This window comes from Paenibacillus sp. B46(2026), from assembly GCF_056786355.1.
Genome location: NZ_CM165907.1, coordinates 5,779,184 through 5,803,054, shown reverse-complemented (window position 1 = coordinate 5,803,054; position 23,871 = coordinate 5,779,184). Strand labels below are relative to the sequence as shown.

Annotated in this window: 21 protein-coding genes; 19 read left to right on the top strand and 2 right to left on the bottom strand. The window is 46.0% G+C overall.

What is annotated here, in order from left to right; translation table 11 throughout:
• Positions 1 to 9: 9 nt before the first annotated feature.
• Positions 10 to 495, top strand: coding sequence for a DedA family protein (locus AC1S8V_RS25785; protein WP_482071300.1), 486 nt, complete (start codon positions 10 to 12; stop codon positions 493 to 495).
• Between the two features lie 208 nt (positions 496 to 703).
• Here the strand turns inward: AC1S8V_RS25785 and AC1S8V_RS25780 are convergent, their stop codons facing one another.
• Complete coding sequence (locus AC1S8V_RS25780) at positions 704 to 1,894, bottom strand: cation:proton antiporter (RefSeq protein ID WP_482071299.1); 1,191 nt, start codon at positions 1,892 to 1,894, stop codon at positions 704 to 706.
• Between the two features lie 377 nt (positions 1,895 to 2,271).
• On the opposite strand from AC1S8V_RS25780, the gene AC1S8V_RS25775 reads away from it, so the two are divergent.
• The 6 genes from AC1S8V_RS25775 (at position 2,272) to AC1S8V_RS25750 (ending at position 5,891) form a co-directional block, all read left to right on the top strand.
• Complete coding sequence (locus AC1S8V_RS25775) at positions 2,272 to 2,844, top strand: DUF420 domain-containing protein (protein WP_482071298.1); 573 nt, start codon at positions 2,272 to 2,274, stop codon at positions 2,842 to 2,844.
• 62 nt (positions 2,845 to 2,906) lie between these two features.
• Positions 2,907 to 3,650, top strand: coding sequence for a 2,3-diphosphoglycerate-dependent phosphoglycerate mutase (gene gpmA / locus AC1S8V_RS25770; protein ID WP_482071297.1), 744 nt, complete (start codon positions 2,907 to 2,909; stop codon positions 3,648 to 3,650).
• Between the two features lie 169 nt (positions 3,651 to 3,819).
• Positions 3,820 to 3,987 (top strand): hypothetical protein, encoded by a 168-nt coding sequence (locus AC1S8V_RS25765; protein WP_482071296.1) that lies wholly within the window; start codon positions 3,820 to 3,822, stop codon positions 3,985 to 3,987.
• Between the two features lie 177 nt (positions 3,988 to 4,164).
• Complete coding sequence (locus AC1S8V_RS25760) at positions 4,165 to 5,073, top strand: aldo/keto reductase (RefSeq protein WP_482071295.1); 909 nt, start codon at positions 4,165 to 4,167, stop codon at positions 5,071 to 5,073.
• Positions 5,074 to 5,158: 85 nt separating this feature from the next.
• Positions 5,159 to 5,485, top strand: a complete 327-nt coding sequence (locus AC1S8V_RS25755; protein WP_017692202.1) for a thioredoxin family protein — start codon at positions 5,159 to 5,161, stop codon at positions 5,483 to 5,485.
• Positions 5,486 to 5,708: 223 nt separating this feature from the next.
• Positions 5,709 to 5,891: a hypothetical protein gene (locus AC1S8V_RS25750; protein WP_017692203.1), complete on the top strand. Its 183-nt coding sequence runs from the start codon at positions 5,709 to 5,711 to the stop codon at positions 5,889 to 5,891.
• A gap of 269 nt (positions 5,892 to 6,160) precedes the next feature.
• On the opposite strand, the gene bacA is transcribed toward AC1S8V_RS25750, so the two are convergent.
• Entirely contained in the window at positions 6,161 to 6,970 is an 810-nt protein-coding gene (gene bacA / locus AC1S8V_RS25745; protein WP_482071294.1) for an undecaprenyl-diphosphate phosphatase, read from the bottom strand.
• A gap of 214 nt (positions 6,971 to 7,184) precedes the next feature.
• On the opposite strand from bacA, the gene AC1S8V_RS25740 reads away from it, so the two are divergent.
• From AC1S8V_RS25740 to AC1S8V_RS25685, 12 genes are all read left to right on the top strand, one after another.
• Positions 7,185 to 7,817, top strand: coding sequence for a TetR/AcrR family transcriptional regulator (locus AC1S8V_RS25740; RefSeq protein WP_482071293.1), 633 nt, complete (start codon positions 7,185 to 7,187; stop codon positions 7,815 to 7,817).
• A 114-nt stretch (positions 7,818 to 7,931) separates the two neighbouring features.
• Complete coding sequence (locus AC1S8V_RS25735) at positions 7,932 to 8,783, top strand: substrate-binding periplasmic protein (protein ID WP_482071292.1); 852 nt, start codon at positions 7,932 to 7,934, stop codon at positions 8,781 to 8,783.
• A gap of 32 nt (positions 8,784 to 8,815) precedes the next feature.
• On the top strand, positions 8,816 to 9,460 hold the full coding sequence (locus AC1S8V_RS25730) for an amino acid ABC transporter permease (RefSeq protein WP_482071291.1): 645 nt from the start codon (positions 8,816 to 8,818) through the stop codon (positions 9,458 to 9,460).
• 16 nt (positions 9,461 to 9,476) lie between these two features.
• Positions 9,477 to 10,223: an amino acid ABC transporter ATP-binding protein gene (locus AC1S8V_RS25725; RefSeq protein ID WP_482071290.1), complete on the top strand. Its 747-nt coding sequence runs from the start codon at positions 9,477 to 9,479 to the stop codon at positions 10,221 to 10,223.
• A gap of 17 nt (positions 10,224 to 10,240) precedes the next feature.
• Positions 10,241 to 10,663 (top strand): OsmC family protein, encoded by a 423-nt coding sequence (locus tag AC1S8V_RS25720; protein ID WP_482071289.1) that lies wholly within the window; start codon positions 10,241 to 10,243, stop codon positions 10,661 to 10,663.
• Positions 10,664 to 11,020: 357 nt separating this feature from the next.
• The gene (locus AC1S8V_RS25715; protein ID WP_482071288.1) at positions 11,021 to 12,811 is read left to right on the top strand and encodes a sensor histidine kinase; all 1,791 of its coding nucleotides are present in this window, start codon (positions 11,021 to 11,023) and stop codon (positions 12,809 to 12,811) included.
• On the top strand, positions 12,804 to 14,402 hold the full coding sequence (locus AC1S8V_RS25710) for a response regulator (protein WP_482071287.1): 1,599 nt from the start codon (positions 12,804 to 12,806) through the stop codon (positions 14,400 to 14,402). Before AC1S8V_RS25715 ends, AC1S8V_RS25710 begins: the two co-directional genes overlap by 8 nt.
• Positions 14,403 to 14,577: 175 nt before the next feature.
• Positions 14,578 to 17,487, top strand: a complete 2,910-nt coding sequence (locus AC1S8V_RS25705) for a glycoside hydrolase family 2 protein (RefSeq protein ID WP_482071286.1) — start codon at positions 14,578 to 14,580, stop codon at positions 17,485 to 17,487.
• 278 nt (positions 17,488 to 17,765) lie between these two features.
• Positions 17,766 to 18,749 (top strand): ABC transporter permease, encoded by a 984-nt coding sequence (locus AC1S8V_RS25700; RefSeq protein ID WP_036606891.1) that lies wholly within the window; start codon positions 17,766 to 17,768, stop codon positions 18,747 to 18,749.
• Positions 18,750 to 18,764: 15 nt separating this feature from the next.
• A complete protein-coding gene (locus AC1S8V_RS25695; RefSeq protein WP_036606894.1) occupies positions 18,765 to 19,667 on the top strand; it encodes a carbohydrate ABC transporter permease in 903 nt (300 codons plus the stop codon).
• Between the two features lie 187 nt (positions 19,668 to 19,854).
• Positions 19,855 to 21,543 carry an ABC transporter substrate-binding protein gene (locus AC1S8V_RS25690; RefSeq protein WP_482071285.1) on the top strand — a complete coding sequence of 563 codons (1,689 nt, stop codon included), beginning with the start codon at positions 19,855 to 19,857 and terminating at the stop codon, positions 21,541 to 21,543.
• A 376-nt stretch (positions 21,544 to 21,919) separates the two neighbouring features.
• A complete protein-coding gene (locus AC1S8V_RS25685) occupies positions 21,920 to 23,617 on the top strand; it encodes an ABC transporter substrate-binding protein (RefSeq protein ID WP_482071284.1) in 1,698 nt (565 codons plus the stop codon).
• The last annotated feature ends 254 nt before the right edge of the window (positions 23,618 to 23,871 follow it).

Sequence of the window (23,871 nt, the reverse complement as noted above, 5' to 3'; positions counted from 1 at the left end):
CGAGTCAGTATGGAATTTGCAAAAGAATTTATTGGTCAATATGGTTATTTCGCAATATACGGACTACTGGCTCTTGGCGTTATTGGCATGCCGATTCCGGATGAGGTGATGATGACTTTTGTCGGTTATCTCGCCTCCATCTCGGTATTGAATTACTCCGTATCCATCGCCGTCAGTTTCGGTGGCGCATTTACCGGAGGGCTGCTTAGCTACATGATTGGCAAGAAAGCGGGCAGGCCGCTGGTTGAAAAATACGGCAAGTGGGTCGGCGTTAATGCCAAACGATTCAGCAGGGTGGAGTCGTGGTTTCTCAAATATGGATATTGGTCCATCATCCTGGGTTACTTCATTCCAGGCATTCGTCATCTGATGTGCTGTTTCTCCGGAATTAGCAAGATGGCCATCGGCAGGTACGTTCTCGTATCGGGCATTGGTGCATTTGTATGGTGTGTTGTCTTTATCTCCATTGGTTTTTATGTCGGTGTGCTAACTTAAAATGGGACAGCCTGTTGCAACAACAGGCAAAGATCGAAGACCTCTTGAGTGTAAGGTGGTCTTTTTTGTTTTGTAACGAATTATGAGGAACTGTAAGGATCAACAAATACTGAGGATTTTATGAAAATATAAAAAGCCGCTCTGATCCTCTCCAACCTCCGGGTTGAAGGTGAATGGATCAAAGCGGCGTTTGTTTCACGATTTCTATTTATCCGCTTAGGTGGGATTCCTCAATACCTCTTTCCACGCTCTTTTCTCCCTTTTTACGTGCAAAGGTGATCTTGAGCAACGGTGGTGTAACCAAGGTAGTGATAATAACCATGATCACGACGCTGGTAAAGTACTCCGGATCAAGCAATCCGGCAGCAAGTCCGGTAGAAGCGATAATCAGGGCAACTTCACCCCTGGAAATCATTCCGGAGCCAATGGCCAAAGATGATATACGATCAAATCCGGTAAGGCGTGCACCGGCTCCGCCGCCAAGAAGTTTAGTCGCAATGGCGATGAGACTGATGACGACAATAAACCAAATCTGTGATCCCACACCATCAAAGGTGACATTTAAGCCGATGCTCACAAAGAATACCGGGACAAATATTCCGTAGGCGATCGGTTCAAGTTTGGTTTCGACTTCATGTTTGAAGTTGGTTTGGGAGATAGCGATACCAGCGGCAAAAGCACCAATAATTCCAGCAACACCCATCCACTCTGCAAAGTAGGAAAATCCGAAACAAATGATCAGTCCCGCAGTAATAATGGTCTCCGTTACCTTCAGTGGTGCCATCCACTTCATGATGCGTGGAACAAGGAACCAGCTGGCAGCGATGATGATCACAAAGAACAACAGCTTTTTACCAATGAGCAAAGAGATCGAAGTGTCTCCTCCACCTGTACCTAACAAACTCATCATAACGGCAAGAATGACAACGACCAGGACATCATCGACGACAGCTGCGCCAAGGATTGTTGTACCCTCACGAGAGCTGAGTTGATCCATGTCTTTCAGTGTCTGAACCGAAATACTGACGGAAGTGGCACAGAATAAAAGTCCAAAGAACAGTGCGTGTGTTTGTGACATGCCAAAGGCTATGGCCGAGCCGTATCCCCCGATAAAAGGTAATATGATACCGCCAACGGCTACGGCAAAGGCTGCCTTCCAGTTTTTCTTCAACTGCTCCAGATCGGTTTCCAGTCCGGCAATGAACATTAACAGCAGTACCCCGATCTCAGCCATGTAATGAACGAAATCACTTTGCTGAACCCAACCGAGCAGTGCAGGCCCGAGGACGACACCGACAATTAATTTTCCCAGAACCGATGGCTGACCCAATCTTACGGATAAATCACCAGCAAGTTTAGTGAAGATCAAAATAAGTGCAAGAACCAAAACAAATTCCATAGGTGTGCTCCTCTCCAGTAGTTGCGTTTTTATAGGATTCCCTGCCCAAGGGCGAATCATTCCAAGCCAAAAAAACAAAAAAAGGGCATAGAACAGCATTAATAAATAGTGCCATTCATGCCTGAAAAAAGACAAAGAGGGCCCTTGGTGACAGGCTCCTCCGGTTTAACGCGTATGTGATTAATGACACTAATTATAACACAAATTTGAGCTGTGGTAAACATACTGCTGTCTTGGTAAGTATGAAAATGGCTATAACGGGAACGCTAACGTCGTTTGTGTCCTGTTTTGTTCAGAGTGTTGTCACTTAACAGTAGAGAAATAGCGAGATATAATGATATAGAACATAGAAGTTAGCATATGAGGAGGATTTTGCATTGAGCAAAAAGGACAAAGGGGACCCTAACATTCAATCCCCGACCAGCAATAAAAATTTCGCAGGCATTATTATTACGATTTCCATTCTTGCTAATGTCATTATTTTATTATTGTTTTTCGCACCGTCCATCGGGTACAAAGGTGATGTCACTTTTGATATTACGGTGTTGCCGCGGTTTAATGCCGTATTTAACAGCTTTACCTTCATCTTCCTGCTCGCAGCGCTTATTGCTATTATCAAGCGAAATGTGAAGCTGCACAAACGATTTATTCTTGCTGCATTTTCAACGACCCTGTTATTCCTTGTGACATATCTGACGTTTCATTACCTCTCACCAGAGACGTCCAAATACGGCGGCGAGGGAATTATTCGTTCCATCTATTTCTTCATTCTGATCACCCATAGCATACTGGCAGCCCTCATTGTTCCATTGGCGTTGTTCACACTTGTATGGGGCTGGACGAATCAGCTGAAGAAACACCGCAAAATTGCACGCTGGACCATGCCAATCTGGCTGTATGTCAGCTCTACAGGTGTCGTGGTATACCTGATGATGGCGCCTTATTATTAATGTAATTAAGCATATCTTACTGGACTTGAGGTAATGTTTCCATGGAAGGAGGGTTCACAGTTATGTACAGAGTTGTTTTGATACGCCATGGACAGAGCATGTGGAATGTGGAGAATCGATTTACCGGTTGGACAGATGTGGATCTGACGACGGATGGTTATGCAGAAGCTCGTAAAGCAGGGAAAATCATGAAGGAACAGGGGTTTGATTTTGATTGCGCCTATGCATCTGTGCTGAAACGTTCCATTCGAACACTCGACATCGCGCTGGATGAGATGGACCTGATGTGGATTCCCATTACGAAGACCTGGAAGCTGAATGAACGCCATTATGGTGCTTTGCAGGGATTGAATAAACAGCAGACGGCTTTGAAATATGGGGAAGCACAGGTGCAGGAATGGAGACGCTCCGTTAGCGTATCTCCTCCGGCATTGGACGAATCCGATGACCGATATGTGCAGGATCTGGACAAGTACAAGCGGCTCGGATGTACCATCCCTTTCACGGAGAACCTGATGGATACATCGAAGCGTGTACTGGAGTACTGGAATGCGGAGATCAAACCGATGGTGTCTGCTGGCAAAAGAGTGCTGATCTCTGCGCATGGTAACACGCTTCGTTCACTCGTCATGCATCTGGACCAACTGTCCGAGGCAGACGTCATGGCTCTCAACATTCCGACAGGCATTCCACTGGTCTATGAACTGGATGAAGATCTGCATCCCATCGGACACTTCTATCTGACCGCGGATGGATCGACCTACAAACATGAAGAAATGACCCATGTGGCAACGCCATCTGATTAAGCGGATGAACGTCTATGCCTTAACAGTTAAGTGGAAGATGACCGCTGAATTTAAATTCGGAGGTCATCTTTTTTTGCGCGATCAAGCTTCCGCTTCGTTTCGTTTTCCTCGCAAAGGGTAATTGTCAAACAAGACACGATGTACATTTATCCTGAAGGAGGAGAAGCATATGTCTAAAAGAAGAGGAATCATCATGACGGCTATCGGAGCAGGCGTAACTTACCTGATGAGGAACAAACAAGCAAGAGATAAGTTGTTTAGCACTGTCTCCGGTATGATGAAAAGCTCCAATTCATCTCATGCAAGAAAAACCAGACCACGCGTTGAAGTGAAATAGATTTTGATATACTCGTTTAATAATTCATATCGTTATCATGAGAAAACCTGGAGCTGCAATAGTTCCAGGTTTTTTGGTGACTTAAAAGCAAACCTTTGCTCTAGTCTGGCATGCGATTTTTGCCAGCAAGAATGATACAATGGATACTTGCAGAACGTAATGGAAGGAGATGCACACATGAAGAAAAATCATTTGGGTACATCCGAATTAATGGTTTCTGAGATTGGACTGGGCTGTATGTCTCTCGGAACCGATATAACACCTGCTGTAGCTCTAATTCATGAAGCTCTGGATCATGGGGTCAATCTGCTGGATACAGCCGATCTGTACGATGCAGGGCGTAATGAAGAAATTGTAGGACAAGCTATTAAGGGACGTCGGGACCAAGTCATTGTGGCAACCAAAGTAGGTAATCGTCGTATGCCTGGCAAGGAGGGGTGGTCGTGGGACCCGTCCAAAGCCTACATTAAGCAGGCTGTCCATGAAAGTCTGAAGCGACTGCAGACGGATTATATCGATCTGTATCAGCTGCATGGCGGTACAATGGACGATCCAATTGAAGAAACAATTGAAGCTTTCGAGGAACTGAAACAGGAAGGACTCATCCGTTATTACGGTATATCCTCCATCCGTCCGAATGTCATCCGGGAATATGTGAAGAGGGCTTCTCTCGTCAGCGTCATGAACCAATACAGTGTGGCAGATCGACGTGCGGAAGAGGAAGTGCTACCTTTACTTGAGCAAAATGGTATTAGCGTAATCGCCCGTGGACCTGTAGCCAGCGGTGTGCTCGCCGATTCCGGATCTGCCAAGGCAGACAAAGGTTATCTGGACTATACGCCAGAGCAACTATATACCATTCGGCAAGGGCTAAGTCGTCTTGTTACGGACCAACGCAGCATGGCTCAGACGGCTATTCGCTACGCGTTATCCCATCCTGCGGTAGCAGCAGTTGTCCCTGGTGCCAGTTCAAGAGATCAATTGCTGCATAATATTGCCGCTTCGAATTCACCTGCACTCACAGCTGCGGAAATTCAGGAAATGCGAGAGCTCAGTCCCGCTAATCTGTACAAGCAGCATCGTTAACTCCATCCAGCCTATTTTCAATTGTAACTATACGAGGTACAATGAAGATCAGCCAAAAAAGGAACATATAAGGGAGAGAAGACCTATGGAAAGAATTCAAAGTGAACAACAATATCTGGATACAATTAACTCTGATGGTTTTACCGTCATTAAATTTGATACAACCTGGTGTCCGGATTGCAAAAACCTGGATCGCTTTATCGGGGACGTTATCGACCAGCATACGGATAAGACCTTCTATGCCCTGGATGCAGAGAAGTTCCAGCCATTTGCTGAAGAGAATGGTGTACGCGGCATTCCAAGCCTGCTCGTTTTCCAGAACGGCAAGAAGATCGCACATCTGCATAGCAAATGGGCTAAAACACCTGCTCAAATCTCCGAGTATTTGGAGACGCTTGAATCCAAAGTTTAAGCGTACGAAGGCATCAGCAGTTTGTTTAATTAACTTAGCTAAGGAGACCTCTTCTTGTCCTGCGACAGGAAGGGGTTTTTCTGCTTCATTCCAGCACGCATGATGTGCATTCAAATGTGCATTCGAATAACTAAAGTTGAGAAACAATGCTTGTTTAGAATTTGTTCAGTGCTCCCATGTATACTGTGAGAACAAACTGAATATTGGAGTGAACAATACCCGTATGAAGAATGAAATTTTTGAAGAGATGCACCAATTAAGTCACAATGATGACCGGAGATACCGATTGTTGATGATCGGGGTGAAGCAATTGCTGCAGGAACAAAAGGAGAATAGATATAATCTGCGTGAGAGATTAAAGAATCGGAAGAAACACCGGAACATTCAAGTAAAAGAGTGGTACTAGCCAGACTGCTTTTCAGAAGTGAACATAAATATGAATGTCCATGATACATAGTAAACCTAGTCGGCACCACTAATGATCCAACCCAGCAAAGAAGGAAGTAATGAAGAGTAAGACTTCTTCTAATTACAGACATTCCTGTCTTTGAAGCAGTAACAGAATCGTGAAGCAACAGAAACGTAGCTCAGAATATAAAATATGGCGGCCTCGCTTCCCAAGGGAACGTGAGGCCGCCATTGATTTTGCCTGTCTAATTACTTGAATGGTAATGATTACATCAAAATAATAAAGAACACGGCTGCCAAGACAAAGCGATACACAGCAAAGACGGTCAGGCTCAATTTTTTCAAAATGGACAGGAACGTCTTGATCGCAAGCATGGCGACGATGAAAGCAGCGATGAATCCAATCGCGAAGATCGGGAAATCACTACCGTTCAGGTGATCGATACTCTTGTACAGGTCATATCCCGTAGCACCGATCATAATTGGCACAGACACAAGGAATGTGAACTCCGCAGCGGCTACACGGCTTACTCCTGCAAAGAGACCGCCTGAGATCGTTGACCCCGAACGGGAGAAGCCTGGCCACAATGCCAAGATCTGAAATAACCCCACCGCGAATGCCTGTTTGTAAGAGATATCATCGACATCATGAGTGGTAATTCGGTGACTCTTACTGCTCCAGCGTTCGGCTACAATCATCAATATACCACCAATAACGAGGCTGTACAGCACTGTCTCCGGACCAAATAAATGTGCTTTGATCCAGTCGCGGAATACAAGTCCGATGACTACGGCAGGAACCATCGCCAGGAAGATATGTCCCAGATTGAGGCGGCGGGAGTAAGGTCGGCTCCCTCCAGTGAAGCGGAACATATCAATGAATTTGTTCCAGTACAGTACTACAACAGCAAGTACAGCTCCGAGTTGAACAACCACCTCAAACGTTTTGACTGACTCGTTGTCCTCCGATAAACCCAGCAAGTGGGCAGTCAGAATCATGTGTCCAGTGGAGGACACGGGCAAAAACTCAGTCAAACCTTCGATGATGCCCATAATAATGGATGATATAATGTCCAATTCTCTTCCTCCTTGAAATGCAGATGACAGCACGGGCTGTCCTGCTTGACAATGCCTGTTCATCTGAACAAGACTATCACCTATTATGATCACTAATGCACTCAACTTCAACTTATGCTTGTAACCATTTGTTTAAAACTATATTGACAAAAACCTAGTTATCCCATAGGATATAACTTAACTGACTGACTGATCAATCGGGAGGGTTACATGAATGACCAAAATTAACGGTTTGGAACCCGGGGAAGAACGCCGGGACCAAATAATACGCATAGCGATGGAGCGTTTTGCAACCCAAGGCTACCATCAGACGAAAATTTCCGATATCGTCCGCGAGGCTGGTGTGGCGCAAGGGACGTTCTACTGGCACTTCAAGAGTAAAGAAGCCATTGCTTCAGAGATTGTCTTAACGGGCAAGGAGAAGTTGCTTGAGTCGATTGGACAAGGGTATCGTAAAGATGCCGGATCGGTAGAGGATATGGTGAAAGCATCAGAAAGGCTGTTCACCGACTTGTTCTCATTTGCTGCGCAGAATCGCTATTTTATGGAACTGTTGCTCAAGGGCATTGTGACGGAAGAATCCGTACAACGCCTGGTCGAGGAGACACGTAATGCCGTGGAAACTGCGTTTCGTCACAATATGGAACGTGCCATCGAACTCGGCATGTTGCCTGAGGGCATGGATGTACCGCTTCGAGCAGCGCTGTTGGTAAGCATGATTGAAGGCATGATATCACGCTGGTTGTTCGGTTCCGATGAGTTGCACAGCAAGTTCTCAGCCATGACAGCTTCATCGCTGGCAGCTGAGGCAGCAAGCTTTGAATTTTATGGACTCCTGGGCACATAAGATTCACATGATTAAACAAATAGCAGGGAATAATGGGTACAACCGCAGTTTAGTCACAATAAAGTAACCAAATGTACATCCAGATCAATACACGACTGAGAGGAAGTTAACGTAATGAACAACACATATGGATCGAAAACTCGTAAAGGCTGGTCTTTGACAGCGATTCTGCTGATGACCGTGCTGGTACTTAGTGCTTGTGGAAGTAAGGCAACAGACAATGGAAGCACCAACGGTGCACAGGCAAGCAATGAACTGGAGCAGATCAAATCTGCCGGCGTTATCAAAGTGGGCATGATGGGCACATACGCACCGTACAACTTCCTGAACGATAAGAAAGAAATGGATGGCTACGATGCCGATATCGCACGTGAGGTTGCGAAGCGTCTTGGGGTTGAGGTTGAATTTGTATCCCAGGAGTTCTCCGGTCTGACACCAAGTCTGCAAGCCAAAAAGCTGGATGCCATCATCAGCCAGATGACCATTACTGATGATCGTAAGAAAGTACTCGATTTCAGTGATCCGTATATTACGAACCAAGTTAAAATTATTGTAAAAGAAGACAATAACGATATTACCAAGCTGGAAGACTTCAAAGGTAAAACGATTGGCGTAGGTCTGGGTACAAATGATGAATCATATCTGCGTAATGAAGTGTTGCCAAAAGTGGGAGACTTCACGATTAAAACCTATGACGATGTTATCTCTTCACTCAAGGATCTGAATGCTGGACGGATTGATGCGACAATCAACAACATGTATGCACTGAAACCTATTGTGGATGCCAATGGATTAAGTATCAAAGCCGTAGGTGAACCGATTAAGAGTGACCAGGCAGGTATTGCTGTTCGCAAAGACAATCCGGAACTCGTAGCAGCACTGAATGATGCTCTCAAAGGCATGAAAGATGATGGCACGTACAATACCATTTTCCAAAAATGGTTTGGTGAAGAGCCTGCGCAATAATGAACCTGCAAGGCGAAGGGAAGATTTGACCCATGGAACTGGTATTTGAGAATATCCCCTTCTTTCTGAAGGGGGCTTACTATACGTTATACGTAACTGTGATCTCCATGTTTTTTGCCTTTATCATCGGGGTGCTCGTTGCGATTGCCCGTCTGAAGGGACCGGTGTGGCTTAGGTTGATCGCAAGATTCTATGTATCCATCATGCGAGGAACGCCGCTGCTGGTGCAATTATTCGTCATTTATTACGGATTGGTTGATTATGGAGTGACCTTGGGATCGCTCACCGCTGCTTGTCTGGGACTGAGTCTGAATGCAGGTGCGTTTCTGTCGGAGACGTTCCGTGGAGCCATTCAGGCTGTACCAAAAGGACAGACGGAAGCTGCATATGCAACGGGAATGACCCCGGCTCAAGCGATGAGACGGATTATCTTCCCGCAGGCTGTGCGCATTGCCATTCCGCCGATGGGTAACACGTTTATTGGCATGTTGAAGGAAACATCACTTGTGGCGGCGATCGGTGTTACCGAGTTATTACGGTCAGCGCAACTGCTGGTATCACAATATGCATTGAACATGCCGTTTTATCTGGCCATCGGTGTGATCTACTGGATTATGAGTATCGGCTTCTCAGCCATTCTGGAACAAGTGGAGCGCCGGCTGGCTCGGGCTTACTGATGGGAGGAGAGAAGCGATGATTACAACAACCGGACTTACCAAACGTTTTCAGAAAAATGAAGTACTTACGAACATCGATCTGCATGTCGATGCCAAAGATATTGTTGTATTGCTCGGACCGAGCGGTTCAGGTAAAAGTACCTTGCTGCGTTGCCTGAATGGACTGGAAGAGCTGTCTGGAGGACAGATCCAAGTGAACGGTATTGTGGTCAACAGTGCTGATTCGCTGCGTGTCCAGCGTGCCCGGGTACTGGAGATTCGTCGCCAGACCGGCATGGTATTCCAGCAGTTCAATCTGTATCCGCACAAGACAGTGCTGGGTAATGTGATGGAAGGTCTCGTTACGGTAAAAAAAATCAAACGTGACGAAGCCGCCGAACGCGGCCGGATTCTGCTGGATCGGGTGGGCTTGTCGGACAAGCAGGATGCGTATCCATCCCGATTGTCCGGTGGACAACAGCAGCGGGTCGCCATTGCACGTGCACTCGCGATGGAACCGGAAGTGATGCTGTTTGATGAGCCAACTTCAGCCCTTGACCCTGAATTGGTGGGAGAGGTACTTTCCGTCATGAAGGAGCTAGCAGAGGAAGGCATGACAATGCTGGTCGTGACACATGAATTGAAGTTTGCCCGTAATGTGGCGAACAAAATCGTCTTTATGGCGGATGGATCGATTGTGGAAGAGGCAAGTCCACAGGCTTTCTTTGAGCATCCGAAACAAGAACGAACACATCGTTTCTTGCAGCAAATTACTGAATTCTAAGAAAGAAGGATAACATCATGAATGTAACAACCGTATGGAAAGGCAAACGCGCGTTTACTTCCGAAGGACCCTCTGGCTACGCCGTTGGCATGGATGCCACTGCTGCTTATGGTGGTGACAACAAGGGTGCTACCCCGATGGAATTGTTACTGGCGGGTCTCGGCGGCTGTATGGGAATCGATATCACGATGATTCTGGACGCTTTCCTTGACAAAATTGAATCGATTGAGATTGAAGCGCAAGGCACACGCAGCGAAGAGATGCCCAAAGGTTTCACCTCCATTGATCTGATCTTCAAAGTAGATGGTGATATCCCGGATTATCGAATCTGGAAAGCCATCCAGATGGCTGAGGAAAAATATTGTGCAGTCTCCGCTTCGCTGAGCGCAGATATTCATCCGAAACTGATCCTGAATGGGGTAAGTACACCTCGTCCTTAAGGAGTCATAGGAGCTTCGCTCTCCGGTTCAACCGGATAGTGGCACTGTATAATTGCTGCTGTTGTTGTTTCAAACTCTGTACTATATTGGAATGGTCGCCATGCAATGGCGGCCTCTTTGAATTTCACGATTAACTAATTTTGTAGTTCTTCTCTGCTGCAATTGAATGTCAATCTGTGCTAATCTAGCAAATATGACTGAGCCTTACCTGAGCGTTAGCAGCAGATAGGTTTTGTACCTTTTTCGACCCTCATGCGAGGGTTTGGCGGTTATGTGGTATGATTAATTAAAAGGACAGGACATCCTGATCCTGCTCTTTATATGTAAGCGCTTATACAGGAGACGGAAGGTGCAGACATGTTGAAAAGGCTGATACGAACCACCAATAATCTCAAATTAAAGCATAAATTGCTCATTTCCTATGTACTGGTTGTCATGATCCCGGTCTTGATCGTCGGTCTTGCTGTGACCAGTTATTTTCGCCAGCAAGCCCTGGATAATGCGATTGGGCAGACAATCATCAATGTGGACAAGATCAAGAGCCAGACGGCGACCATGCTGCGTGTGCCAACAGATATATCCAACCTGTTAATGTTTAACGCGGACCTTAAGGAAATCGTGAACAAACGGTACGAGAGCGTTGTGGAACTAACCTCGGCTTATCTCGCATACAAAGATTTTCAGGAGTATAGGCGTTTGTACCGTGAGATAGCGGGTATTCGCTTTTACTCTACTAACCCAACCTTGATCAATAACCTCGAATTCATCCCAGTGGACAAGAAGACGGAAGAGAGCTACTGGTACCAACAGGCATTGAAAACGACCAGCATCGGGTGGTTCTACATTCCGGATAAGGAAGACAATCCTGTACACAAGCTGAGTCTGGTGCGCAAAGTGCCTTTTGCCGAATATCGGACCGAGGGTGTGCTGATGATTGTGATCAATCAGGATGAGCTGAATGGATTGTTGCGTCAAGAACAGTTCGAGACGATGATTACGGACGAGCAGGGCTATGTGGTTGCAGCCAAGAATACCGAGCTGGTGGGTAAAACGCTGGATGAGCTTGATTTTGGTGTCGATCTGCAAAATCAGGCGAAAGGCACCATAGAGGGTGATTTCCGGGGGGAACCATCTAATATTGTTATTGATGAGCTGGGCCCTGGATCGAGTATGAACAGCCTGAAGGTGATTTCGGTTTTTGCCACCAAAAATATAGTCAAAGACGCCAACACCGTCAGCTTGATCGGCATGATTTTTATTATACTGGTGCTGGTCATCGCCCTACTATTCGTATATATTATCTCGTTCCTCACTTCGAACCGATTGTTGCGGCTGAGTAAACATCTCAATAAGCTCGCATTAGGAGACCTGAACGTAACTTCCCGAATTGATGGCAACGATGAGATTGGACAACTGTCACGACAGTTCAACTATATGGTGAAAAGTATCAATGAACTCATGACTCAGGTGGTAGAGGCAACGGAACAGAACAATCAATTGGAAATCGCCCAGAAAGAAATTAAACTGAAAATGATGGCGAGTCAGATCAATCCCCATTTCTTGTTTAATGCCCTGGAGTCCATTCGCATGAAAGCCCATATCAAAGGAGAAGCAGAGATTGCCAACATTGTCAGGTTGCTGGGCAAGCTAATGCGCAAGAGTCTGGAGATTGGCAGTGGAAAAACAACCTTCCGAGCTGAACTTGAAATGGTACGTTCCTATTTGGAAATTCAGAAATTTCGTTACGGCGACCGCCTTGCATTCCAGATCCATATCGATCCCGAGGTGGAGAAGATGTACATTCCGCCTTTGATTATTCAACCTTTGGTTGAGAATGCGATTGTCCATGGCCTGGAGAACAAAGAGGGGACAGTCCGTGTTCATATAAGTATTCGTTTAGTAGAGAACATTGTGCAGATCCGTGTGGATGACAATGGTGCAGGTATAACGCCAGAACGACTAGCTGAGGTGATGCAGTTTATCTGTGGACCGGAGGAACAGGAGAAGAGCCGTATCGGTATGCGCAATGTACATCAACGCTTAACACTGACATATGGGGAGCCATATGGATTGCAGATTACGAGTGTATATGGGGAAGGAACAGAGGTTTCTTTCACTTTGCCAGCAGGAGGGGACCAACATGTATAAAGTTTTTTTGGTGGATGATGAACCGAGCATACGTGAGGGACTGACAACCATTATCGAGTGGGAGAAATATGGATTCCAGGTCATCGGTACAGCGGCCAGCGGGCGTGAGGCCATTTCTCGGTTTGAGGAATTGGAGCCTGATCTGACGATTATTGATATACGCATGCCTGGGATGACCGGGCTGGATGTTATTGAAGAAGTACGTCGGGATCATCCGGATTCGCACTTTTTGATATTGAGCGGTTATGCAGATTTTGATTATGCCAAGAAAGCCATCAGTTTTGGTGTGGATGGTTATCTGCTCAAACCGGTGGATGAAGAAGAGATAATTGGTGAGCTGGAGCGTATTGCTACGATACTGACCCGTGAACGTGAGACGATGGCGCGTCATGCGGGTGAAGATACCGTCTATCGGGAGCATCAGATCGAGGCTTTACTCTTTGACAGTCTGGAGGGTGCAGGCAGTATGGAGGAAGACAGCCTGGGTCTGCACTGGCCTCACTATCAGATTGTGTTGCTTGAGATGCATGCGGCGCCAGACTTGCAACGGGGAAGTGTCATGAAACGCAAACTGATTGAAGCGTTTGATCAGAAGGATCGAGGCATCATATTTTCATTCCATTCCGGTCTGGGTCTGTTAAGCAAGGAAGCGATCACATCCGAGTCGTCTGCAAGGAATCTGTATGTTGAGCTGGAGGGACTGCTGGGAGAATGGGATATTCACATGTATGGGGCTGCGGGGGAACCTGTACAGTCCACTGCTGAGATTGTGCGGTCTTACACTCAGGCGAATCGTACACTTGGGGAACGCTTCTTGTTTGCGGAGCAACGCATCATTCTATGGAATGAAGGTAGCGAAGGTGGAGGCGTTATTGGCCCAGGAGTTGAAGCTGTGGACGGAGCACATGAACCAGATGAGGAGGAACTTGCGGACAAGTTGTATTATGCGCTGGACATCCGCAGTAGGGAGTCGGTCATGCGGGTGCTGGGTGAGATGGAAGAACGTCTGGTTCCATATCACCGAACAGAGCAAGCGATCAAGACGGCGTTCTCACAGGTATTTTCCCTGGCGTTCAACAAGCTTGCAGCGACGAATCAACATATGCACTCCATTATGCAGGAACACTCGGTTCTGATTAACGAAGTCTATCATCAATTCACGCTGTCTGATCTTAAAGTGATGGCCGCGGAACATTTGAATCGGCTTATTCAACGTATGGGTGGAGGCAGTAAGGATACCGTACTGAAGCAGATGATTGAATTTATCCAGCGTAATCCTGGTGAAAACCTCAAGCTGGAGGTACTTGCTGAAGTATTCAACTATAACAGTAGTTATCTGGGCAAGTTGTTCAAGAATCACACAGGAGAGTACTTTAATGTATTTCTGGACAAGGTCCGTATGGAAAAGGCCAAGGAGTTGCTGGATGAAGGACTCAAAGTCCATCAGGTCGCGGCGAGAGTGGGGTATGCGAATGTGGACTACTTCCACGGTAAGTTCAAGAAATATGTAGGGGAATCCCCGTCCGCTTACAAACAAGCCAGAACCCAATCTTCATCGAAAGAAACGGCTACGGATATAAACGAGGAATAAGTACGCAGTGCTGGGCCTTGCCCATGCTTATTTTATAAAACGTTTTCGGAATTGCTGAGAATTTTCCAGATTCATCATATTGTCCATGCACTTCCCATGATAAGCAATGTTCACGGAGTGTATCATACCTTAGACTGGGTTTACTAGAACTCAGATGAAGGGATGGCTATACGATATGAATTTGTCTGATATAGGCACTGTACGTCATACATTGAACTTAAATGGAACATGGCAGTTTTGTTTGGATCTGGAGTCCGATGAACTTGTTCAACAAAAGATATTACCGCCTTCACGGCGTGAGAGTACATCTTGGAATACTATTCAGATCCCCGGTTCATGGGAAGAGCAAGGATACGGAGAGGAGCCTGGATACGAAAGACTCGATACCTGGACCAAGGTACGCGAGTATGAAGGCTCTGCCTGGTATGCTCAGAATGTTCATGTTCCATCAGGCGATCCTGGCTGCCAGTATGTATTAAGATTGGAAGGGGTACGATGGACGACGAATCTCTGGATCAATGGACATTACGCCGGGCAGCAGGATAGTCTGGTGAATCAACAGCAGTGGGATGTTACCTCTCTGGTGAAGCAGGGAGAAGTGAATCGGGTGGAGATCCGCGTGGATAATACGATGAAACTTCCGCTGGCTGGCAGCCATATTCATTCGTTGCATACGGCCACAGCCTGGGGTGGAATCACCGGTGGTGTTTATCTGGACCGTCTGCCCCCATGCCGCATACAGACGTTACGTATTCAACCAGATGCTGAAAATGGAACCATTCTGGTTCATTGTACTTTAAGCGCTCCCGTTAATGAGATGGATAGAGCTATGCAATTGCATGTGGATATCCAGCATCCGGATGGCACATGGCTGGATCGATACAGTTGTAATGTCAAGCTAAGTGCTTCTTCGAATGCTGATATAAGCTCAGAAGGTACAATTGAAATCAACACTGTAATAGACCAGTGGCGATTGGAACTCGGGAAAGAGAAGTCTGTTGCATTATGGACGGATGAATCCCCGGAACTTTACAAATTAGTGATCCATCTCCATGACGTTGAACAGGAACTGGATCGGCTGGAGCAGTCATTTGGTGTACGTTCCTTTGTAACGAACGGGAAGCAGCTTGAATTGAATGGGACACCGGTGTATCTGCGCGGATACGTCGATTGCTGTATCTTTCCACTTACGGGTTATCCCGTCTGGGACAAGGAACATTATATTCAGCAGTTTCGAGTCGCCAGATCGTACGGCTTCAACCACGTCCGACTGCATGGGTGGAGTGCACCAGAGCCATTCTGGGACGCGGCTGATGAAGAGGGCATGCTGGTACAGGCAGAACTTCCACATTGGTCTCGATTCTTTGAGCAACCGCATCAGTCTGCGCCGGCTGAAGTGTTGTCTTATCTGACACAAGAACTGGACGGGTTGCTCCAGTCGCTGCACAGACATCCTTCATTCGTCATGTTCTCCATGGGGAATGAGCTTATTGGTCCGAATGGCCATCCTGAACTTAATGCATGGGTATCGAGGGCAAGGGATATCGACCCGACCCGGTTATATACGGACAACACAGGTTTTGGGCAGCTTCCGACGCAAGGGCGGGAAGGTGATTATTATATCCAGTCGTTGAACTGGCATCCTCCGCTGGAATCCGCATATTCTGCTGTGCCGGATACCACGCTGGACTATCATGCAGTCACTCGGCTCGCGGAGCATCCCGTCATTGGGCACGAACATGCACAGTACACCATGTATGTGCGGCCCCAAGAGCGAGCGAAGTATACTGGCGTATTGCGTCCTAGCTGGTTACGACCGATCGAAGAATCGTTAACAAACAAAGGCATGATCGAGGACTTGGAGCATTTTCAACAGGCCAGCGGTACACATCTGGTGCGTTCCCTAAAAGAAGCTATGGAGCGGATTCGGCGAACACCAGATGCTGCGGGCGTGCAGTTGCTGGATATCCGCGATTTTCCGGGCCAGGGACATGCTACGACGGGCATTTTGGACGTATTCTGGGACGACAAAGGCATTACAACCCCTGAAGAATTCAAGCGATTCAACGCTGATGTGGTTCTATTGTTAAGCTGCAAGGAGCGTACATTTTACGCTGGAGAACCTATCCAAGTGGATGTACGCATATCTCACTATGGTAAAGAGCGACTTAAAGATGCATCCATACAGTGGAAGTTGATTCGCAATGATGTGATACTTAACAAAGGGGAATGGAAAACCGGAGATATCCAATGCGGGTCTGTAATGTCACTGGGATGCCTCGTCGCTACCGCACCTCGTGAAGGGGCAGCAGCTTTTCGGATCGAAGCGGAACTGCGATCAGGTGATTCGGAGAGGATCGCAGTCAATATGTGGCATGGCTGGTCCTTCCCATTTTATAGGACTCATTCGCAATCGAAACGAATCTGGAATACCGTGACAGAGCTGCAGCCGTTCCTCGGGGAAGCACAACATGATGCTGTGGATCGTATTGATGGATTTCAGTTGTTGAAAAATCGGGAGATTGACTTGGTTATCGTTCAGTCGTTAACACCCAATGTCGTTGATTATGTAGTCAACGGGGGGAATGTTTGGATTCAGCCAACCGCAGAAGGGCTATATGATTCAGTGGAGACCAAGTACCTGCCTGTATTCTGGAATTATCTCATGTTCGCTACACAGCCTGGTGCAACGATGGGCATGTATTTGAACGATCAGATACCACTGTTGGGTTCCTTCCCACATGATGGAGCTTCCGACTGGCATTGGTATCACCTGGTGAACGGTACCCCAGCGATATGTTTGGATACGTTGCCCGGGGTGAAGCCGCTGATTGAAGTGATCGATCATTTCCATCGGGCCAAACGGCTTGCTTATGCTTTTGAGGCAAAAGTAGGGAAGGGCAGGATTTTGGTATCCTCACTTCCGTTCACCAACCTGGCGTTAATGAAGCGTCCGGATGCCGCCTACTTATTTCAGGAGATACTTGCGTATCTGCATGGAGATCAATTCCGTCCAGCAACCTCCATATCAGTAGCGCAATTACTCGGCATCGTTAAACTGCAAACCATTCAATTTACATTGTAATCAGAGGGACCCGAAAGGGTCCTTTTTGTATGCCATGTAGTTGAAGTAAACGATTACTATAAAACGTTTTCGATATTTACCATTTAAGATAATATTTTACCTTAATATTACTTTTGTTTCATTTAAAAGTAGAATTTATCACTGATTTTAACTAATTAATGTCTGATTATATATGTCTATATCTAATTTTTATATGATTTTCTCTAAAATCCAGATGGTATTTTGAAAACGCTCTATCAAGTATGATTATTTTATAAAACAGAGGAGGGGGAACGGAGATGGAAACGCTAACAAAAAAATCCGCTTCCGCGAACAGAAGCAGTGACCCCAAACCGCCTTTAAAGAATCGGCGGAACGGAATTTGGGACAGAATGAAACAGCAGAAATATCTCTATCTCATGTCATTGCCATTTGTAGCTTGGGTTTTCGTATTTAACTATCTGCCACTATGGGGATGGACGATGGCTTTCCAAAATTATAAACCTGCCAGATCGTTTGGTGATCAAGAGTGGGTTGGCTTTAAACACTTTGTAGAGCTGTTCAGTGATGATCGTTTCTATCTGGTACTTCGAAATACGCTTGCAATGAGTTTGATGGGACTGGTTGTCGGTTTTATCGTGCCGATATTCTTCGCTATTCTCCTGAATGAAATGAGAGGCATGTTCTTCAAACGTGCCGTGCAAACGGTATCATATCTGCCTCACTTTGTATCCTGGGTTGTTGTAGCCGGGATCATTACGAAGATGCTCTCCACCGATGGAGGGATTATCAATGATCTATTGGTAGGACTGAACATTATCGATCAGCCGATCCAATTCATGGCCAAGGGGAACTTGTTCTGGTACATTGTAACCGCTTCAGATATGTGGAAGGAAACCGGTTGGAATGCCATCATCTATCTGGCGGCGATTACAGGTATCGACAATGAGCTGTATGAAGCTTCCCGTGTAGATGGAGCCAACCGCTGGAGACAAATGTGGCACATCACGTTGCCTGGCATACGGACCACGATTTCCGTACTTTTCATCATGTCAATTGGACATCTTATCAGTATCGGGTTCGAGAAGCAGTTCTTGCTTGGCAACAGTCTGGTCACAGACTACTCGGAAGTACTTGATCTATACGCGCTCAATTATGGTTTGAATATGGGACGATTCTCGTATGGTACAGCCATAGGTATATTCAACTCCGTTGTCAGTATCATCCTTCTGTTTACTGCGAACGGCTTGTTCAAAAAATTCACTAAAGAAAGCATCATGTAGGGAGGGGACGACATTATGGCGAACAAAGCATTCAATGCTACTCGGGGCGATAAACTGTTCGATATATTCAACATCCTCGCGATGACCATGGTGCTGGTTGTAACACTTTATCCATTCCTTAACGTACTAGCCATCTCACTCAATAACTCGACAGATACAGTACGTGGCGGAATATACTTGTGGCCTCGCGAATTCACATTACAGAACTACAAAACGATTTTCCAATATGATGGATTGTTACAAGGTTTGCAGATCTCCATTCTGCGTACACTTGTAGGTACCGTGCTCGGATTGATCAGTTCATCCATGATCGCCTTTACACTGAGCAGACCTGATTTTGGACTTAGAAAATTTGTTTCCACAACGCTCGCGCTCACGATGTATTTCTCCGGTGGTCTGATTCCGGTGTACATTCTGATGCGTGACTTGAACCTGATCGGTACATTCTGGGTATATGTATTGCCTGGCATGATCAGTGCATTTAACGTGTTCATCATCCGTTCATTCATTGATGGCCTGCCATACTCATTGCAGGAATCCGCGAAGCTGGACGGAGCGAATGACTTTACAATCTATTACAGAATCATCTTGCCACTGTGTAAACCAGTGCTTGCTACCATCGCATTGTTCCTGGCTGTAGGTCAATGGAATGCGTGGTTCGATACGTACCTGTATAATGGTTCAAAGGCACATCTGACCACGCTCCAATATGAGCTGATGAAAGTATTGCAAAGTACACAGCAAGGCTCAGGTGCTGGACGAAATGCCAATGATATGGCGCAGCAAATGACACAGATTTCACCGGAATCGATCAAAATGGCGATTACGATCGTTGTAACGGTTCCAATCCTCATTGTATATCCATTCCTTCAGAAGTACTTTGTTGGCGGTATGACACTGGGCGCAGTAAAAGGTTAAACAAGTGGGTACAGGCTGCCAAATAGAGCGGCCGTACATCTACAAATGAAGCATCAGGATACCCGAAGCGCAGCCATTTGGTCTGCGCTTCACCGTATAGGGCTGCGGTGTGGTATTCATGAAGCTATAGACAGGGACAAAAAAGTCCCGGATAAGACAGACATATGAAACAGGGAGGATTACCATTATGGCAGGTTCCAAAATGAAGATTGCACTGGCACCAGTGCTTGCAATGTCTTTACTCGCAGGTTGCGGTGGAGGAAGCGGCGGTGATACGTCGTTCAAGGATACAAGTGCAGAGACAACTCCACTTACTTTTGATTTCTTCAGCGTTGACCCCAGTCCGAACTGGAATGGCATGAAGGATGAAGTAGGTAAAGTCCTTACGGAAAAAACAGGGATAACCCTTAACGGTGAATTTGCCGTTAGTGGTGGTCAAGATAAAATATCCTTAATGGCGGCGAGCGGAGACTATCCGGATATTGTCTCCCCCAAAGGAGAACTCAGCAAACTGGTGGATGCCGGAGCAATGCTCGATCTGACAGATCTGATCGACCAATATGCTCCCAATCTGAAGAAGCTGTATGGTAATTACATGGACCGGTTGAAATACAGTAATGAAGATCAGGCTATTTATGTGCTGCCGACGTATTATGCGGTAGACCAGAAGTACTTTGATGCAGGCGGTGGATTTGGCATTCAGCATCGTGTACTGAAAGAACTCGGATACCCGGAAGTGCGTACACTTGAGGATTACGAGAATGTACTGAAGGCGTACAAAGAGAAACACCCAACGATTGATGGTCAGCCAACGATCCCGTTAACACTGGACGCGGATGATTGGAGAATCATGATTACCGTAACGAACCCGGCCTTCCAGGCAACAGGAGCTCCGGATGACGGTGAATACTACATCAATCCAGAGACGTATGAAGCAAGTCTGCATTACAAACGTCCAGAGGAAAAGGAGTACTTCCGCTGGTTGAACCATATGTACAACACTGGATTGCTGGATCAGGACAGCTTTATCCAGAAAACAGACCAATACAAATCCAAAATTGCAAGTGGACGTGTTCTGGGTGTCATTGACCAGGATTGGGGTTATTCCGATGCAGAAAATGCACTGAAATCTGCGGGCAAGGATGAAGCAACGTATTCACACTTCCCGGTAACCCTGTCCGAAGATATCAAGGATCATGCCTACCAAGACCCTGGTTTTGTATCCGGTTGGGGTGTAGGGATTACAACATCGAATCCTGACCCGGTTCGTACGATCAAATTCTTCGATTACCTGGCTTCTGAAGAAGGGCAAGTGCTGATGAACTGGGGAATTGAGGGCAAACAGTACGAAGTGAAGGACGGCAAACGTGTCATTCCTGCCGACATTCTGGATCAGAAAACCAATAATGCAGCTGTATTCCAGAAAGAAACGGGTATTGGACTGTACACCAATATGTCAGGTCACTATGGAGACGGTGTGAAGGATTCAACGGATAACTACTACACTACGAATTTCCCTGAACAGATCGTGGCAGCATATTCCGATGCAGAGAAAGAAACACTCAAAGCGTACGGTGCTACGACGTGGAAAGACCTGTTCCCAAGTGAAGATGAGTTCCCAATCAAACCATGGGGAGCAGCATACAATCTGCCAACACCAGGTGACTCCAACTACAACGTCATCTTCAAGAAAACACAGGATATCATTCGGAAACGTATCCCGGAAGCCATTCTCAGTACTCCTGAACAGTTCGATGCGATCTATGACGGCATGATTGCAGAAGTGAACCAAGCAGGCGCAGAGGATATGGAGAAACAATACACAGAACTCGTTCAAAACCGTGTTCAATTGTGGAGCGGTGAAGAAGCTAAATAAACGATTAGCAAATCAGATTAAAAACGAAAAAGAACCCGGAATATCTGGGTTCTTTTTTTATCTAAAACGTTTTCTAAAAAACGTTTTCAATTTTATAAATTCACTATTGACAAGGGATATAGGAGCGATTATCATTCAAATATGAAAGCACTTACATTTGCTTGTACAACACGTGGCATACACCTGAATCTCAATGTAAATATTTGCAGGATGAAGAGGAAGTAAGGCAAGAAGAACATTTTTTTCTTTTTTAAGAAAACGCTTCTAATATTATAAAAACAAGAAAATTACATTTGTTTCATCTGGTCACGGTATGTGCAGGTCAGCCTGTTATACAAATATACAGCTTCATTAATATCCATAAGGGGGATTACACATGAAGGGCAAAACACCAAAAACATTCGCAATGCTTCTGTTAGCCAGTGCTCTTGCAATTACTGCAGGATGCAGCGGAGGAGGAACGACCGCTTCAGAACAGCCGGTTGATTCCGGAGATACAACCAGTCCAGTAACCTTTACATTCTTTGGTGCAGACGCAAGTCCGAACTGGAATAACATGAAGGATGCTGTCGGTCAAGAGATTACAAAGGCAACGGGTGTTACAATTGAAGCTGAGTATGATGTGAATAATGGTGGCGACCAGAAGATTCCTTTGATGGCTGCCAGTGGTGATTATCCTGATATGATTTATCCCAAAGGCAACCTTTCTAAGCTTGTGGATGCAGGCGCAATGCTGGACCTGACTGACCTGATTGAGGAGCATGCGCCAAACCTGAAGAAAATTTATGGCGACCAGATGAATCGTCTGAAATACAGCTTGGATGATCAAGCCATTTACACGATCCCGACCAATATGGGTGTAGATAACGTTGCATTTGACGCTACGGGCGGATTCGAAATTCAACAAAGAGTATTAAAAGAGCTCGGCTACCCTGAAGTGAAAACGCTTGAGGACTATGAAAACGTACTGAGAACGTATTATGAAAAACATCCGACAATTGATGGTCAACCGACTATTCCGTTGACATTAAATGCAGACGACTGGAAGATCATGATTACGGTAACGAACCCGGCGTTCCAAGCTACTGGTGGACCGGATGATGGTGAGTATTATATCAACCCTGAGACATATGAAGCCGTTCTACACTACAAACGTCCTGAGGAGAAAGAGTACTTCCGCTGGTTGAATAAAATGTACAATGAAGGCCTGTTGGACAAAGACACATTTGTTCAAAAGGATGACCAATACAAATCCAAAATTGCCAGTGGCCGTGTACTTGGTCTGATCGACCAGGAGTGGAACTACGGTGAGGCGGAGAATGCTTTGAAATCGTCTAACGGTGGCGATAAAACATATGCCCACTTCTCCGTGTCCCTGAACAAGGACATTGTGGACCATACATTCCAGCCGACAGGTTTTGATGGATACGGCATTGGGATTACAACTTCGGCCAAAGATCCGGTACGGATCATCAAGTTCATGGATTGGCTTGCTTCTGATGAAGGCCAGGTACTGAGAAACTGGGGCGTTGAAGGTCAACATTATCAAGTCGAAAATGGGAAGCGCATCATTCCGGATGACGTACAAGATCGTAAAACCAATGATAACTCCGCATTCACGAAAGAATCTGGCGTTGGCATGTATAACGTGTTTAGCGCTAGATACGGTGACGGTGTAAAGGATTCCACGGATAACTATTACACAACGAACTTCCCTGAGCAGATCCAGGCAGGCTACACTGCAGCTGAGAAGGAAACCTTGAAAGCCTATGGCATTACAACATGGAAAGATTTCTATCCTTCTGAAGAGGACCTGAAGCTGAAAGATTGGGGCGCAGCGTATAACATGCCAGTACCTTCTGACACGGATTATAACGTAACGTTCCAGAAAACGCAGGATATCATCCGTAAACGAATTCCGGAAGCCATCCTTGCCAAACCTGAGAACTTTGACAGTGTATATGATGGTCTCCTGGCTGAACTCGATAAAGCGGGTGCGGTAGAGATGGAGCAACAATATACTGTTTGGATCAAGGAACGTGTAGCTCTCTGGACTGGAAAAGATGTGAAATAAGATTGAAAACAAGTCATAAAAGCCAATGGTTTTCATTGCAAAAAAAGCCCTTGAGAAAGGGCTTTTTTTGTTGTTGACGTAAGGTGGTGGATAGCATATAATTTATCATGTAAGCACTTTCAGTAAGCGTTTTATAGTTATTACGAAAACGTTTTATAAATGTTAGCCGAATTGTTATTTCGCTTAAACCATTTGAAACGGAGCTTTACAAAAAGCTAGAATGGACTGTATCGAAAGCGCATTCAAAAAAGTGG